Genomic DNA, 16,327 nt, shown 5'->3' with positions numbered 1-16,327 from the left:
ACACCCCGTGAGGGATAAGATCATGGCAGAGGTACGAAAATACGTAAACCCGCCTGCGGCTGAGGTGATGTGCGAGTTCCGGTTCCCCCAGGAGACCCCCTGGGACATGACGTATCCCGGCGTACTCTACAGCCACCTGAAAGAGACCTACCCGAAGCGTGACCAGCGCTACGTCCGCGAGGTGGTGATGCTCGTCGGTCCCGAGGGGCTCCGCGAGGAATTGCTCGTCACCGAACGGTCGATCTTCCTCGCCGAGGACGAGGGCTGCGCCGTCCAGGTCGGGCCCCGTCTCCTCTCGGTGAGCTGCCAGAAGCCCTACGTCCACTGGGAAGCCTTCTCGGAGCGGATCAAGAGCGTTTTTGACCGGTTCCGGGACGTCATGGGGGTCGACGCCATCGGGACCATGAACCTCCGCTACGTCAACCTCATCGAGATCCCGGAGCGGGAAGTGACGCTCTCGGACTACTTCGCCTTCTACCCGACCCTTCCGCCGGAACTCCCGCGGGTCCCGGAGGGGTTCATCACCGGGTGCGAGTTCACGTTCCATGACAACCGGGACAACTGCCGGGTGGAACTCACCGACGCCGTGCCGGAGTCGACGGAGAACAACGCGTTCCTCTTAAATATCGACTACTTCCTCGCGGAAGGCCAGAGTGTCCCGCTGGACGGGGTCACGGACTGGCTCGAGATCGCCCACACCCATGTCCGGGATATCTTCGAGGCCTGCATCAGGGACACTCTCCGCGACCTCTTCACCCTGCGGGAGGAGGTGCCGGCGCCGGCACGGTGAGGATCTATGGGCGATATCGTGCGGAGGTCCGGCCCGTTCACCGGGAGAGATAACGGATGATCCACACACGGGGAAGCGGCATACTCCTGCATATCACCTCCCTGCCGTCGGCGTACGGCATCGGGGACTTCGGCCCGGCGGCATACCGGTTCGTCGAGGCGCTTGAGCGAGCCCGGCAGCACTACTGGCAGATCCTGCCGCTCAACCCGACACAGAACGAATACGCTCACTCACCCTACAGCAGCCCGTCGGCGTTCGCTCTAAACCCCCTCCTCATCAGCCCCGAGCTCCTCGCCCGGGACGGTTACATCGACCCCGAAGACCTGGAGCTGCACCCCGACTTCCCGGAGGGCCGGGTCGCCTTTGAGGCGGCCGCCTGGTACCGGGATCGACTCCTCGCGCTCGCTTACCGGCGGTTCGCCGAGTCGGAGCCGGAGAGTGGTTACGAGACGTTCCGCGCCGGGGCGGGGTGGTGGCTCGACGATTACGCGCTCTTTGTCGCGCTCACCGACCACTTTCACGGGCTCTCCTGGAACCGGTGGCCGGAAGAGGTCCGGACCCGGCAGCCGGAGGCCCTCGGGGAGATGCGGGAGCGCCTCGCTGGGAGGATCCGGAAGGAGACCTTCCTCCAGTACCTCGCGGACCGGCAATGGTCGGCCCTCCGCCGGCACTGCACGGAGCACGGGGTCCAGGTCATCGGCGATATCCCGATCTACGTCGCCTACGAGAGTGCCGATGTCTGGGCGAGCCCCGGGATCTTCAAACTGGACGGGGACCTCCGCCCGACCGTTGTCGCCGGGGTGCCCCCGGATATCTTCAGCCAGACCGGGCAGCTCTGGGGGAACCCGGTCTACGACTGGCCTGCGCTCCGGGGACAGGACTACGACTGGTGGGTGCGCCGGATCGCCCGCTCCGGCGAGCTCTACGACCTCTTCCGGATCGACCACTTCCGGGCGTTCGCGGACTACTACGAGGTCCCGGCCGGCGATGCGACGGCCGAGCACGGTACCTGGGTCGACGGACCGGGAGCAGACTTCTTTGAGGCGCTTGCCCGGCGGCTCCCCTGCTTTGCCATCGTCGCCGAGGACCTGGGGGCGAATACCCCGGCGGTCCAGGGGCTTCTCGACCGGTTCGACCTGCCGGGGATGAAGATCCTCCTCTTCGCCTTCGGGGAAGGGATCGCAAGGAGCCCCCACATCCCCCATAACTATATTCCGAACCTCATCTGCTACACCGGGACGCACGACAACAACACATCAAGGGGGTGGTTTGAGGAGGAGGCGACGGAGGAGGACAGACAGCGGCTCTATGCCTACATCGGGAAGGAGGTAGGGGCGGACACCGTCCACCGCGAGCTCGTCCGTCTCGGGATGACCTCGGTTGCCCGGGTCTGCATCGTCCCGATGCAGGACGTCCTCGGCCTCGACGCAGCGGCAAGGATGAATTACCCCTCGACGGCGGAAGGGAACTGGGAGTGGCGGATGACGCCGGAGGAGCTCGATACGGCCCCATTTGAGTGGCTGTGGGGGCTGACGGAACTCAGTGGGCGGGGGTGAGTCGGTGGTGCTCAGGAAGCATGCAGAAATAAATTTTCTCGGAAAATCTGGTAGATGCTTATTGAGCAATTATCCGCATTTATGCGCGACGTTCCCTAGAATACAGGTATTCTTCGTAGCAACTCCCGGACGCGAATTTCGAGGGGGTATCGCCTCGGGGGGGTGGGGACAGGCGAGGGGGGTCTCCCCCCTCCCCGTCAGCCCCTCCCCCAGGCGCGATAGCCACCACGGTCCAGTTTACCGGAATTCTTGGGAACAATCTCATTCAACGTTGGCGGACTGCACGACCTCCTTGGAGGCCTTCCCACAGTCAAATGCCCTCAGTGTAAGAGTGCCCCCGGGCACCACCTACCTCTGAGACCACCGCCCCGGCTCAGTACCTCGACGTCAGCCCCTCGAGTTCCTCGCGGATCGTCCGGCGGACCATCTCCTCGATGGCAGTGTAGTCACGCTTCGCCTTCTCCTGCTTCTTGAGCATCTCCTCCATCTTCATGATCCCGGCGGAGAGGTTCTTCCCGTACTGCAGGGCGACCTCCAGCGCCTCTTCGTCGATCCGGACGACCCTGGACATAGAGAATGGTTTTGCGGCCGCGGATTTATGTGTTACAGTTTTGTTACCAGACAGCCAGGACTGTTACAATATTGTAACAACACCCGAGATCCCGTAACATCTCTGTTACATATGCTGATCGGGCAGAAGATCTCTCCCCTTTCGGCCCCGGCCCCTTTATAGATACGCCTCCGACGCGTAGCGCCGCATCATCCGGTGCGTGTTGAAGTAGTAGGCGATCTTCGCGATCGAGCTCCGCATGATCGTCGCCCACTCATCCTTCCGGAGGTAGTAGGTTGGGATGATCAGGTACTCGAGTTTACTGTAAAGGTCCTGGAGCTCCCGTCTCCGCCGCTCTTCCTCGCTCACCTGCGCACCGGGTCCGGGGCCGATCGCCCACCCCGTTGTCCCTTCGATCCAGCCCTCGATCCACCACCCGTCGAGGACGCTGAAGTTTATCACGCCGTTCAGGGCGGCCTTCATCCCGCTCGTTCCGCTCGCTTCGTAGGGCGGCAGGGGCGTGTTCAGCCAGACGTCCACCCCCGCGGTTATCAGACCGGCGATATCCATCGAGTAGTTCTCGAGGTAGACGCCCGTCACCTCCCCCTCAAGGTCGCGCATGGCGTCGTGGACCCGGCGGATCTCCTGCCTGCCGGCCGCATCCTCCGGGTGGGCCTTCCCGGAAAAGACGAGCTGGATCGCCCCCCGCCTGCCGGCCTCCCGCAGTTTATCGAGGTCCGAGAAGAGCAGGGCTGCCCGCTTGTAGGCCGCCGCCCGCCGGGCAAACCCGATCGTGAGGGCGGAAGGGTCCAGGTCGACGCCGTTCTTCTCCCTGACGTAGTCCACCAGGGCCTGCTTCGCCTGCCGGTGTGCGTGCCTGATATCCTCGTGCGGGATCTCGTCGACCCTGACGAGCAGCTCCGGTTCCTGCGCCCAGCCCGCGATGTAGCGGTCGTAGAGGTCCCGGAACGGTCCCGACGTCCACGTGTGCGGGTGGACGCCGTTCGTCACCGCCCGGATGTGGAAGGCCGGGAAGAGCCGCCGCGAGAAGTTCATGTGCGCCGTCGTCACGCCGTTGACGTATTTGCTCAGGCGGAACGCGAGGGTCGCAAGTGCAAGTCCGTCATCGCTGATGTACTTACCAAGCAGTGTCGATGGGATCTCACCTTTGAGCAGCCGGACCGCCATCTCCCGCGGGAACCTCTCGAACGCCACCGCTACCGGGGTGTGGGTGGTGAAGATGCACCGCGTCTGCACCCTCTCCTCGTCCATCCCCGGCTGCCTCAGGAGCTCGAGGGTGAGGAGGCTTGAGTGGCTCTCGTTGATGTGGTACTTGCCGACCCGGATGCCCTGCGCGGCGAGCATCCGGGCACCGCCGATCCCGAGTACGATCGCCCGTTTCAGCCGATACTCCCGGTCGCCGGTATAGAGGCGATCGGTTATCTCCCGGTCCTCCGGTGCGTTCTCGGGAAGGTCCGTGTCGAGAAAGAGGACCGGCACGAGGCCGCCGACGGGGCTCCAGTAGTCGTAGAGCCAGGCCCGGATCGCGACGTTCGCATCCCCTATCCGCACGCTCACCCGCTCGGGAAGTTCCCGCATGTGCTCTCGCGGGTCCCACTCGTCGGGGAGATCGATCTGGTCGCCCTCCGGGGTCAGCCGCTGCCGCACGTAGCCTTTCCGGTTGACGAGCGTCACCGCGACCATCGGGATGAGGAGGTCGGCGCTCGAACGGATGACGTCCCCGGCGAGCACCCCAAGACCGCCGCTGTAGGTCGGTATATCGCTCTCGATGCCGATCTCCATCGAGAAGTAGGCGATCTTCTCCCCCTCGACGAACGTATCCCTGCAGAGTTTGTTCGAGAAGTAGTAGGTCCCGCCCCGAAGATCCACCGAATACGTTGCCGTTGCCGGGTCCACCGGCATCCCGCAGACAGGGTCCCTCGCCGCCATGGCCCTGCATCCCCCGGACATCATATGAACCTGCCGACACACCGGGTTTTGGGGCGGGTTATGTAGCGCTACTCGCACACACCCATGGCCCGGTTGCCACCGGGTATCGCCACGCACTGCTCCAGGAGGCCGGGCGGGGTGGGGATTTTTGGGGAGGGACTTACGGGTACCCGCCTGCAGGGAGAGGGGGTTACAGCGAATCGCCCCTCGCGGGGAGGGGGTTTCCCCCTCCCCGGTCCCCTCCCCCAATGGCGATAGCCACCACGGTCCACTGCAGCGGGACAGGCCCGGGGAAGAACCGGATCTAGAGCCACACACGGACACGGCTTCCCACTGGGTATCCCCACGCACTGCCCCCGCCCCTTGGGGCTGGGAACGACTGCTGGAACAGCAGGAGTTGGAGCACCGCAGGTGCGACTGAGGAGGCCGCAGGCCGGGCGGGGTGGGGTTGCGGGTACCGCCTTGCGAGAGACAGGAGAGGTCCCACCCCCCGTGGCGATAGCCCCCACGGTCCTGTGTATGGGGATAAACCTGGGGACAGGCCAGAGTCCAGACCATCCCTCTACCTGCGCCCCCCGAACGCGGCTTCCCTGGGTATCCCCACAAACACACCGGGCCCGGAGGCCAGCAGGCGGCACCTATATACGATCCGATAGAGAGGGCGGCAACCATGGAGCACGAGGCGATCAGCACCGACGAGGCCCGGGGCATGGCCGTCGACGACCTCTACCGGGCCCTCTCCTCCCGGCGGGAAGGTCTCTCCCAATCCGAGGCGAACGACCGGATCCGGACATACGGCTACAACGAGCTCCCCGAGAAGGAGGAGAGCGCGGTCAAAAAGTTCCTGCGCTACTTCTGGGGCCCCATCCCCTGGATGATCGAGGCGGCGCTTATCATATCCGCCGCCATCGGGCGCTGGGAGGACTTCGCGATCATCCTCGCCCTCCTCCTCGTCAATGCGATCGTCGGTTTCTGGCAGGAACGCCAGGCCGGGAACGCCATCGCCATGTTGAAACAGCGGCTCGCGCTCGAGGCGAGGGTGCTTCGCGACGGCAAGTGGCAGAAGATCACCGCACGGGACCTCGTTCCCGGCGATATCGTCCGGGTCCGGAACGGGGATATCATCCCTGCCGACATCAAACTCGTCGAAGGAGACTTCCTTTCTGCCGACGAGTCCGCCCTCACCGGGGAGTCGATGCCGGTCGAGAAGCACGCCTCGGATACGGCTTACTCCGGCTCCACCGTCAAACAGGGCGAGATGACGGCGCTCGTGGTGGCTACGGGGGATGCGACCTTCTTCGGCCGGACCGCCCGGCTCGCCGGGGAGGCGGTGACGACGAGCCACTTCCGGAAGGCCGTCGTCAGGATCGGCGACTACCTGATCGTGCTCGCGGTCGCCCTCGTCACCGTGGTCTTCATCGTCTCGCTCATCCGGCAGGAGAGCATCCTTGATACCCTCCAGTTCGCGCTCGTCCTGGTCGTGGCGGCCATCCCCGCGGCAATGCCGGCCGTCCTCTCGATCACCATGGCCGTGGGGGCGACGGCGCTTGCGCGGAAGGAAGCCATCGTCAGCAGACTCGTCGCCATCGAGGAGATGGCCGGGGTGGACGTCCTCTGCACCGACAAGACCGGGACGATCACGGAGAACAGGCTCACCCTCGCCGAGGTCGTCCCGTTCGAGGGGTTCGGGAAGGACGACGTCCTGCTCGCCGCCCTCCTCGCTTCCCGTGAGGAGGACCGGGACCCCATCGATATCGCGATCATCGAGTCGGAAGATGCGCAGGGTCTCAGGGACCGGCTCTCCTCCTTTACCGTCACCGGCTTCAAACCGTTCGACCCCGTGGCGAAGCGCACCGAGGCCACGGTCCGGGGCGCCGACGGCCGCGAGTTCTCGGTCGCAAAGGGCGCTCCGCAGGTAATCCTCGCCCTCGCCGGCGGAGGAAAAGACCTTACCGAAACGGTCGACCGCCTCTCCGAAACCTTCGCCGGGAAGGGCTACCGGATGCTCGGCGTCGCAAGGAGCGATGCCCCCGGCGCCTGGGCCTACGCCGGCGTTCTCGGCCTTCACGACCCGCCCCGCGCCGACTCCGCGGCGACCATCGGGACGGCGGCGAAGATGGGGCTCGACGTCAAGATGGTCACCGGCGACCACGTAGCGATCGCCCGGGAGGTTGCGCGGGAAGTGGGCCTCCGGCCGGAGATCGCCACCGCCGATGCCTTCGTCAAGGAGAGCGACCCGAGAGCCGCGGAGATCGTCGAGCAAGCGGCCGGGTTCGCCGAGGTCTTCCCCGAGCACAAGTACCGGATCGTCTCCCTCCTCCAGTCGCGGGGGCACATCGTCGGCATGACCGGCGACGGCGTGAACGACGCCCCCGCCCTCAAAAAGGCGGACGTCGGGATCGCCGTTGCCGGGGCCACGGATGCGGCGAAGTCGGCGGCCGCGATCGTCCTCACGAAACCCGGCCTCTCGGTGATCATCGATGCGATCAAAGAGAGCCGGATGATCTTCGAGCGCATGACCCACTACGTCACCTACCGGATCGCCGAGACCATCCGCGTCCTCTTCTTCATCACCCTCTCGATCCTGATCTTCGGGTTCTTCCCGATAACCGCCCTGATGATCGTCCTCCTTGCCCTCTTAAACGACATACCGATCATGACCATCGCCTGGGACAACGTCCTCTACTCCCGGTCCCCCGAACGGTGGAAGATGCGCGAGATCCTCACCCTCGCGACGATCATCGGGTTTGTGGGCGTCGTATCCTCGTTTACCATGCTCGCCATCGCACAGGGTCCGCTCAACCTCCCCCTGGAGGTCATCCGGTCGCTCATCTTCCTCAAACTCGCGGTTGCCGGCCACCTCACCGTCTTCGTCGCCCGCACCCGGGGCCCGTTCTGGTCCGTCCGGCCCGCACCGGTCCTGCTCGGGGCGGTGATCGTCACGCAGACGGTCGCGACCCTGATCACCGTCTACGGGGTATTCATAGAACCCATCGGCTGGCCGCTTGCGGCGTTCGTCTGGGTCTACGCGCTCATCTGGGCGCTTGTGATCACGGACCCGGTGAAGGTCTACGCTTACCGCCTCATCGACCGCGGCAGCATACCGTTTGTCCGGTGAGGGATATCCCTCACCGGGGCACCGGGGCCGCTATTTTCGCCTTCGCGAGCCGCTCTTCCGCCTCCGCCACCCGGAGGGTGATCTTGAGGATCGCATCGGGCTCGACCGATATCGAGTCGATTCCCTGCTCCACCAGGAAGTCGGCGAACTCCGGATAGGTGCTCGGCGCCTCGCCGCAGAGCCCGCTGTGCCGATGGTTCCGCCGGCAGCCCTCCACGGCCATCGCGACCATCCTTTTAACGGCCGGGTCGCGCTCGTCGAAGGCCCCGCCCACGACCGCCGAGTCGCGGTCGATGCCGAGGACGAGCTGGGTCAGGTCGTTTGAGCCGATCGAGAACCCGTCGAAGTACTCGCTGAATGCATCTATCTCGACGACGTTGCTCGGCACCTCGCACATCTGGTAGACCTGGAGACCGTTCTCACCCCGGCGCAGATCGTTCTTTTCGAGCTCCTCGATGACTCTCTTTGCCTCCTCCGCCCGGCGGCAGAATGGGATCATGATGATCAGGTTCGCGAGGCCCATCACTTCTCTCACCCGCTTCAGCGCCCGGCACTCGAGGCTGAATCCCTCCCGGTAGCGCTCGTCGTAGTAGCGGGAGGCACCGCGGAAGCCGAGCATCGGGTTTGCCTCCTTCGGCTCGAAGTAGGTCCCGCCGAGGAGGCTCGCGTACTCGTTCGTCTTGAAGTCGCTCGTCCGGACGACGACGGGGTTCGGGTAGAACGCCGCGGCGATGGTCCCGACCCCCTCCGCGAGCCTCTCGGCGAAGTACTCCTCACCGTTCGGGTAGCCGTAGGTGAGGTCCGCGATCGATTGCCGGACGGATTCGTCCTCGACCCGGTCGGGGTGGACAAGTGCCATCGGGTGGACCTTGATGTAACTGCTGATGATGAACTCCATCCGGGCGAGGCCTATGCCGTCGTTCGGGACCATCGCCAATCCGAAGGCCGCGTCGGGGTTCCCCAGGTTCATCATCACCTCGGTCTTCGGCCGCCGCAGGTCCGAGAGCCGGGTCCTCTCGACGTGGAACGGGAGGGCTCGATCGTAGACGAACCCCTCCTCGCCCTCGGCGCAGCTCACCGTCACCTCCCGGCCCGTCGGGACCTTCTCGGTCGCGTCGCCCGTCCCGACGACCGCAGGGATGCCGAGTTCCCGGCTGACGATCGCCGCGTGGGATGTCCGCCCGCCCCGGTTCGTCACGATGGCGGCGGCCGTCTTCATCACGGGCTCCCAGTCGGGCGTCGTGGTGTCGGAGACCAGGACCTCCCCCGGCTTGAACTCCGGGAGGCGGCTGACGTCGGTGACGATCCGGGCCTTCCCGACGGCGATCTTATCGCCGATGCTCTTTCCGGCGGCAAGCACCGTCCCGCGCTCGTCAAGGCGGTAGGTCTCGAGGACGTCTCCCGCCTTCTGCGACTGCACCGTCTCGGGCCGGGCCTGGACGACGAAGAGCTCCCCGGTCTCGCCGTCCTTCGCCCACTCGATATCCATCGGCACCGGCTTTCCGGCCTTCTCCGAGTAGTGGTCCTCGATCGTGAGCGCGTACCCGGCAAGCGTCAGGATCTCGTCGTCGCCGATGCAGAACCTTTTTTGTTCGGCTTCCGGGACATCGACCCTCCGGGTGACCTCCTTCGTCCCCCCGTGGCCGTAGATCAACTTCACCCGCTTCTCGCCGGCAATCTTCCTGACGATCGCCCGGTGCCCCTTCCGGAATGTCGGTTTGAAGACGTAGAACTCGTCGGGATTGACGGCGCCCTGAACGATCATCTCGCCGAGGCCGTAGGACCCCGTGATGAGGACGACGTCCCGGAAACCGGTATCGGTGTCGAGCGTGAAGATGACCCCGCTCGATGCCAGGTCGGAGCGGACCATCTTCATGACCCCGACCGAGAGGGCGACCTTGAAGTGGTCGAAGCCGTTGTCCACCCGGTAGGCGATCGCCCGGTCTGTGAAGAGGGAGGCGAGGCACCGGACGTAGGCCTCCCGGAGCGCCTGGTAGCCGCGGATGTTCAGGAAGGTCTCCTGCTGGCCCGCGAACGAGACCGTCGGGAGGTCTTCGGCGGTGGCGCTCGACCGGACGGCGACGTCGGCGTCGGGCCCGTACTCGTCGCAGAGCATATCGTAGGCTGTCCGGATCTCATTCCAGAGGTCGTCGGGGACCCCTGCCGAAAGGATCAGGTCGCGGGCCCGCCTTCCCCGCTCTGCGATGTCGGCGACGTCGCTGCGGTCGAGCCCGGCAAGTGCCTCTTTGAGGTCGTCGAGAATCCCTGCGGATGTAAGGACGTGCCGGTAGCCTTCGGCAGTCACGGCGAACCCGTCGGGGATCTTCACGCCCTGCGGGGTCAGCTGGCTATACATCTCGCCGAGCGATGCGTTCTTCCCGCCGACCAGGCCGACGTCCTCGTTCCTGATATCGGCGAGCCAGCGGATGTAGGTAGCGTCCTGCTTCATGCTCCCCCTCCGGCAGGGGCCTCTGCCGGGACCCGGTAGGTCCCGGCGACGACGTTCTGCGGGTTCCCGGCAAAGAAGGCCCGTATATTCTCGATGCTTGCATCGAGGATCCGGTCGACCGCCTCCCGCGTGTTGAAGGCGTTATGGGGCGTGAGGATCGCCTTATCGGAGTGCAGCAGGCCGAAACTCTCGAGCGCATCCCGGAGATCGTCCTCCGACGCCTCGCCGGCGCCCTGGAACTCCTCCTGGATCCAGACTTCTTCGCCCTCGAAGGTGTCGAACGCGACTCCCCCGAGGTGACCTTCGCGCAGGGCGTCCGCGACCGCTCCCGTATCCACCACGCCGCCCCGGGAGGTGTTGACGAGGAGCACGGTATCTTTGACCAGCCGCAACCGTTCTGCATCGATCAGGTGGTGCGTCGCCTTCGTGTAGGGGACGTGCAGGCTGATGACGTCCGCCTGCCGGAGAACGTCGTCGAGGTCCACGTAGCGGACGCCGTACTCCTCTGTGAGGGCCGGGTTCGGCTTCAGGTCGTAGGCGATCACCTCCATCTCCGCCGCACGGGCGATGCGGGCGAGGTGCGACCCGATGCGCCCGGTCCCTATCAGGCCGAGGGTCTTACCGGCGAGGTCCATCCCCTGGAGTCCGGCCCGCGAAAAGTCGCCCCGGTCCGTTCGCTCAAACGTCGGCCTGAACCGCCGGGCAAGGGCCAGGATGAGCCCGAACGCGAACTCCGCGACCGTGGTGTCGCCGTAGCGCGGGACGTTAGAGACGGCGATCTTCCTCTCCCGGCAGGCGACGAAGTCGATGTGGTCGAACCCCGTGGACATGGCGGCGATCATCTTGAGGTCCGGCAGCCGGTCGAGGACCTCGCGGGTGACGCGCGACATGACAAAAACCCCGATACCTTCGGCGCCATGGGCAAGCGAGACGTTCTCGATCGTGAGCGGTTCGGCATAGAGGGCGACGTCGTAGCCGCCCTCGCCGGCGAACGCCCTCCGGGTCACATCCTGCTCGTGCTCATCGAGGCCGAAGAAGACGAGTCTAACCATGGTGCGTCCCCCTCACTCCCGGGAGGCCATGTATGAGGCGATGTCGACCATACGTTTCGCGTACCCGAACTCGTTGTCGTACCAGACCAGGACCTTGACCATCCGCCCGCCGACGACGCTCGTCGAGCGCCCGTCGACGACCCCGGAGTGCGGGTCGCCGACGATGTCGGCCGACACGATCGGGTCCTCGGTATACGCGAGGTACCTCTGCATCGATCCTTCCGCCGCCTGCTTCATCGCGGCGTTCACCTGGTCCGCCGACGTCTCCCGCGAGAGGTCCGCGACGATATCGAGCACCGACCCGTCGGGGATGGGAGCCCGGATTGCAATCGCGTCCATCTTCCCGGTGAGCTCGGGGAGGACACGCGTGGTGGCGACGGCTGCGCCGGTCGATGTCGGGATGAGCGAGACCGCTGCGGCACGGCCCCGGCGGGGTTTCTTCGTTGCCCGATCAACCAGCGCCTGAGTGGCGGTGTAGGCGTGGATCGCCGTCGCCATCAGCCGTTCGACGCCGAACGTGTCGTTCAAGACCTTCGCCGCCGGCGCAAGCGCGTTGGTCGTGCAGGAGGCGTTCGAGATGACCGTATGCTTCGCCGGGTCGTACTCCCCCTCGTTGACGCCGAGCACGACCGTCTGGTCCGCGTCGGGCGAGGGCGCGCTGATGACGACCCGGGACGCTCCGGCTTCCAGGTGCTTTGCAGACCTCGCCCGCTCGGTGAAGCGCCCCGTGCATTCGAGCACCATCTCCACGCCGAGGTCCTTCCACGGGAGGCGGGCGGGGTCCCTCTCGTGGAGCACCCGCACCTCGTGCGACCCGAACCGGAGCCGGTCCGCTCCGGCCTCGACCGGGAACGGCGCCCGCCCGTGGACCGAGTCGTACTTCATCAGGTAGGCGAGTTCTTCCGTCGGGTTTGGATCGTTCACCGCGACGATCTCGATCTTCTCCGGCGTATCGGTGAGGTAGTTGTAGAGGACTTTCCGCCCGATCCGCCCGAATCCGTTGATGGCAACCTTTTTCATGACACTTCCCCCTGTCAGACTGAGGCCCCCTCTGCGGGAGGGTATATATGATCTTTGCCACCGGCTACCCCGGCCCGGCCTGCCGGGCCACACCCCGTGCGGCCGCCGCAATCTCCTCCGGGTCGCCAAGGTAGTGGTGCCGGACGGCCTGCAGGCTCCCGTCCAGTTCGTAGACGAGGGGATAACCGGTGGGGATGTTGAGGCCTGCGATCTCGTCGTCGGGAACCCCGTCAAGGTGCTTGACCAGAGCCCGGAGGCTGTTGCCGTGGGCGGCGACCAGGACCGGCCTGCCCTTCCGGAGGTCCGCCGCGATTCGTCCCTCCCAGCAGGGGAGCACCCGCTCCAGCGTGTCGTGCAGGGACTCGGTCGAAGGAAGGCTCTCCGGGTCCAGGTCGGCGTAGCGGGGGTCGAACCGCGGGTGCCTCGGGTCGTCCCACGCAAGCGGCGGCGGCCGGACGTCGTATGCCCGGCGCCAGAGATGCACCTGCTCCGCACCGTACTCTTCGGCGGTCTCCTGTTTGTTTAAGCCCTGCAGGGCGCCGTAACTCTTCTCGTTTAACCGCCACGACCGGTATACCGGGACGTACATGAGGTCGAGGTCGTCCATGACGATCCAGAGCGTCCGGATGGCCCGCTTCAGGACGGAGGTGTACGCGACGCGGAACGTATACCCGCCGTCCCTGAGAAGTTCCGCCGCCCGGCGGGCTTCCTGTAGCCCGCTAGGCGAGAGGTCCACGTCGGTCCAGCCCGTGAACCGGTTCTCCCTGTTCCAGAGGCTCTCGCCGTGCCGTAAAAGGATCAATGCCACCATTGTGCTCATCTCCCGCGCCCGGTATACTCTTCCTTCCCGGATAAATGACGTGTATGCAGGGAAGACAATCCCCGTGGAGCGGCCGAACCGTTCAGATACCCCACGAGCCGCCCGTGCAACCTCAATGAAGCGTGTAGCGGCAAGAACCAAAATTCCGGGTATTCTCTCTCGGTTTGCCGAACCGGCTCCGTATAGGTTCGATTTTTTTCGTAGTCAAGCATGCTTTTATCTCTCTTTCCCGCCCATATGCTGTTGTATGGCACTGAACAGAAGAAACAGAAGCCACATCCTCGCGACGGCATCGCTGCTTGTTATAACTGCGGCATGCATCATCGCCGCGGGCTGCACGGCGGGTACGTCGGCGCCCGGTGCGGTCTCCGGGCTCAACGGAGTCACCTGGTCGCTTGACTCCTATCTCGACGAGAACGACACGCTCATCCCGGTCCTCTCCGGAACTGAAGTCTCCGCCCGGTTCGACGACGACGGCAAGGTCGGCGGCTCTGCCGGGTGCAACTACTACGGCGGCAACTACAGCCTTGATGGAACAGACCTCTCGGTCTCCTCGCTCGTCCAGACACTGAAACTCTGCACGGAGCCCGAAGGCATCATGGACCAGGAGGCCCGGTTCATGGAACTCCTCGGCTCGGCGGCAGGCTGCCGGATCGAGGATGAACGGCTCATTCTCACCGACGCGGACGGCACCGACGTCCTCGTCTTCACGAAGGAAGAGCCCGCGGAACTCGCCGGAACCTCCTGGGAACTTGCAACCCTCTCCGATGAGAACGGCGCGATGATCCCGGTCCTTGCCGGTACGAATGTTACGCTCGTCTTCGGCGCGGACGGCGGGCTCGGCGGCTCTGCCGGGTGCAACAGTTACGGCGCGGACTGTACCGTGGACGGCGCGAACCTCACCATCGAGCCGCCCATACGGACCGAGATGTATTGCAGCGAGCCGCCGGGTCTCATGGACCAGGAGGACCGCTACCTTGCGCATCTCACCAATACCTCCTCCTACCGGACGGAAGGCGGCCGGTTGATCTTCACCGACCACGAGGGTGCAGATCTCCTGGTCTTCGAACCGGTCGCCCCGACGCCCGACCTCCCGTTCACCGGGACGGACTGGGTGCTTGAGGCCTACAGCACCGGTGGAGACGCGGTCTCTTCGGTGCTCGCCGGGACGACGATCACCGCGAACTTTGCCGACGGGAACGTCACCGGCAACGCCGGGTGCAACCACTACGGCGGCCAGTACAGTCTCGACGGCGCGACCCTCTCGGTCTCCTCGGTCTACAGCACCCTGATGTACTGCGAGACGCCCGGCGTCATGGAGCAGGAAGGGAGGTTCATGGGTCTCCTCGCGAACGTCTCCTCCTACCGGGTCGAGGGTGACCGCCTGATCCTCACGGACACGGAGGGAACCGACGTGCTCTTCTTCGTGCAGGCACCGGAGGTCCCCCCGGCCCCGCTCACCGGGACCGGGTGGACGCTTGAGTCCTATAGCCTGAACGGCGAGGCGATCTCCTCGGTGATCGCCGGGACGACGATCACCGCAGAGTTCTCGCCTGACGGAAACGTCACCGGCAACGCAGGGTGCAACTCCTACGGGGCAGGCTACGTGCTCGACGGTGCAAACCTCACCATCGAGCCGCCTATCAGCACGAAGATGTACTGCAATGAGCCGGAGGGCGTCATGGAGCAGGAGAACACGTATCTGAATCTCCTGAGCAGCGTCTCGTCCTACCGGGTGGAGGGCAATCGCCTGAGCCTCGCGAACGAGGCAGGCACCGACCTGCTCACCTTTGTGCAGGCACCGTCGAGCGAAGGCCGGTGGATGTCTCCGCCCGATGGGGGCGACTACGACCTCCTCGATGAAGACGGAAATGTCGTAGCCTCGTACTGAGCGCAGATCCCCCTATCATGGCGTGACCTCCCGGTTTCAGGTGCCGGAAGGCCCCGGCATTCTTCTCCTTTCTTTTCCTCCTCTCTCCATAGTAAGGCGTCGCATCACGAGCCAGAGTCGGTTCGGAGTTCTTACAGCGGATCGACGCTGCACCCATCCAGCAACCCGGAAGCAGGCGATTGAGAGAACCTCGATGAAAATAGGTTATTTTTTCTTCTTTTTCCACCTACACCTATTCGTGGTACCGATGATCGGAGATGGGCATACCATACTCGCAAAGATCGCGCTCACGATCATCGTGGCGGCATGCCTCGTCTCGGCCGGCTACTCCGGCGGGACGGGAACGCCTCCCGACGACGCCGACCAGGTCGCCGAACCCCTTGCGGGGACGGCATGGGACCTGGTCGCGTTCCGCGCCGATAACGGCTCCGTCGCCGCACCCCTTCCGGGGGCGCAACCGCTCATCATCTTCGGCGACAGCGGCACGCTGTCTGGCTCCGCAGGATGCAACCTCTATGCGGCCTCTTACCGGATCAATGGTTCCGGCATCAAGGTAGAACCCGTCGCCGTCACGGCGGCATACCCCGCGAAGGCGCAGGAACTCATGCAGCAGGAGAGCCGCTACCAGGAACTCCTCGTTGCGGCTGCCTCGTACCGGATCGAGGACGAACGGCTGGTCCTCTCCGGGCCGTCGGGCCGCGACCTGCTCATCTTTGCCCGGGAAGAGCTGCCTGAGAGCGTGCCGCTCCTCGATACGGAGTGGCAACTCTCCCGCTACTGCACCGAGGGCAGCACCGTCGTCTCGCCGGTCCCCGGCACCACCATCAACCTGACGTTCGACCCGGACGGCACGCTCTCCGGGTCGGCGGGGTGCAACGCCTACTCGGCCCCCTACCGGGTCAACGAGACGGGGATCGCCGTCGAGCGGATCATCGCAACGAAGGCCTCCGCGACCGGGCCCGAGGGGATCATGGAGCAGGAGGCCACGTATCTCGCCCTCCTCCGGACGGCGGCGGGCTACCGGATCGTCGGCGACACCCTCGTGGTCATCGACGGCAACGGCCGGGCGATCCTCTTCTATACGCGATGTTCCGAAGGAACGGAGCGGGAGCACCGTTAGGTGCGACTCGT

Annotated in this window: 11 protein-coding genes; 5 read left to right on the top strand and 6 right to left on the bottom strand. The window is 65.1% G+C overall.

Annotated elements, in window-relative coordinates; translation table 11 throughout:
- The first annotated feature begins 22 nt into the window (after positions 1 to 22).
- On the top strand, positions 23 to 790 hold the full coding sequence (locus PLN84_RS02090) for a TIGR04255 family protein (RefSeq protein WP_292386269.1): 768 nt from the start codon (positions 23 to 25) through the stop codon (positions 788 to 790).
- 56 nt (positions 791 to 846) lie between these two features.
- Positions 847 to 2,346 carry a 4-alpha-glucanotransferase gene (gene malQ / locus PLN84_RS02085; RefSeq protein WP_292386270.1) on the top strand — a complete coding sequence of 500 codons (1,500 nt, stop codon included), beginning with the start codon at positions 847 to 849 and terminating at the stop codon, positions 2,344 to 2,346.
- Between the two features lie 373 nt (positions 2,347 to 2,719).
- Here the strand turns inward: malQ and PLN84_RS02080 are convergent, their stop codons facing one another.
- Positions 2,720 to 2,917: a hypothetical protein gene (locus PLN84_RS02080; RefSeq protein WP_292386271.1), complete on the bottom strand. Its 198-nt coding sequence runs from the start codon at positions 2,915 to 2,917 to the stop codon at positions 2,720 to 2,722.
- Positions 2,918 to 3,073: 156 nt separating this feature from the next.
- Entirely contained in the window at positions 3,074 to 4,846 is a 1,773-nt protein-coding gene (gene glgP / locus PLN84_RS02075) for an alpha-glucan family phosphorylase (protein ID WP_292558726.1), read from the bottom strand.
- 670 nt (positions 4,847 to 5,516) lie between these two features.
- On the opposite strand from glgP, the gene PLN84_RS02070 reads away from it, so the two are divergent.
- The gene (locus PLN84_RS02070; RefSeq protein WP_292558727.1) at positions 5,517 to 7,964 is read left to right on the top strand and encodes a plasma-membrane proton-efflux P-type ATPase; all 2,448 of its coding nucleotides are present in this window, start codon (positions 5,517 to 5,519) and stop codon (positions 7,962 to 7,964) included.
- Positions 7,965 to 7,974: 10 nt separating this feature from the next.
- Here PLN84_RS02070 and ppsA read toward each other — a convergent pair whose 3' ends face one another.
- The 4 genes from ppsA to gpmA all read right to left on the bottom strand — a co-directional run bounded on the left by ppsA (position 7,975) and on the right by gpmA (position 13,296).
- A complete protein-coding gene (ppsA, locus tag PLN84_RS02065) occupies positions 7,975 to 10,413 on the bottom strand; it encodes a phosphoenolpyruvate synthase (RefSeq protein WP_348531879.1) in 2,439 nt (812 codons plus the stop codon).
- The gene (locus PLN84_RS02060; protein ID WP_292385949.1) at positions 10,410 to 11,465 is read right to left on the bottom strand and encodes an NAD(P)-dependent oxidoreductase; all 1,056 of its coding nucleotides are present in this window, start codon (positions 11,463 to 11,465) and stop codon (positions 10,410 to 10,412) included. The genes ppsA and PLN84_RS02060 overlap by 4 nt, the downstream gene beginning before the upstream one ends.
- A 12-nt stretch (positions 11,466 to 11,477) precedes the next feature.
- A complete protein-coding gene (gene gap, locus PLN84_RS02055; protein WP_292558729.1) occupies positions 11,478 to 12,485 on the bottom strand; it encodes a type I glyceraldehyde-3-phosphate dehydrogenase in 1,008 nt (335 codons plus the stop codon).
- A 64-nt stretch (positions 12,486 to 12,549) separates the two neighbouring features.
- Entirely contained in the window at positions 12,550 to 13,296 is a 747-nt protein-coding gene (gene gpmA, locus PLN84_RS02050; RefSeq protein WP_292385945.1) for a 2,3-diphosphoglycerate-dependent phosphoglycerate mutase, read from the bottom strand.
- Positions 13,297 to 13,552: 256 nt separating this feature from the next.
- Between gpmA and PLN84_RS02045 the strand changes: the two genes are divergently transcribed.
- Positions 13,553 to 15,196, top strand: a complete 1,644-nt coding sequence (locus tag PLN84_RS02045) for an META domain-containing protein (protein ID WP_292385943.1) — start codon at positions 13,553 to 13,555, stop codon at positions 15,194 to 15,196.
- Positions 15,197 to 15,443: 247 nt separating this feature from the next.
- Positions 15,444 to 16,316, top strand: a complete 873-nt coding sequence (locus tag PLN84_RS02040) for an META domain-containing protein (protein WP_292558730.1) — start codon at positions 15,444 to 15,446, stop codon at positions 16,314 to 16,316.
- Positions 16,317 to 16,327: the final 11 nt, after the last annotated feature.

Origin of the sequence: Methanoculleus sp. (genome assembly GCF_035363275.1) — an archaeon.
Classification (GTDB): Archaea; Halobacteriota; Methanomicrobia; order Methanomicrobiales; family Methanoculleaceae; genus Methanoculleus.
Note: the sequence above shows the minus strand (reverse complement) of the source record. Positions and strands in the feature narration are given on the sequence as shown.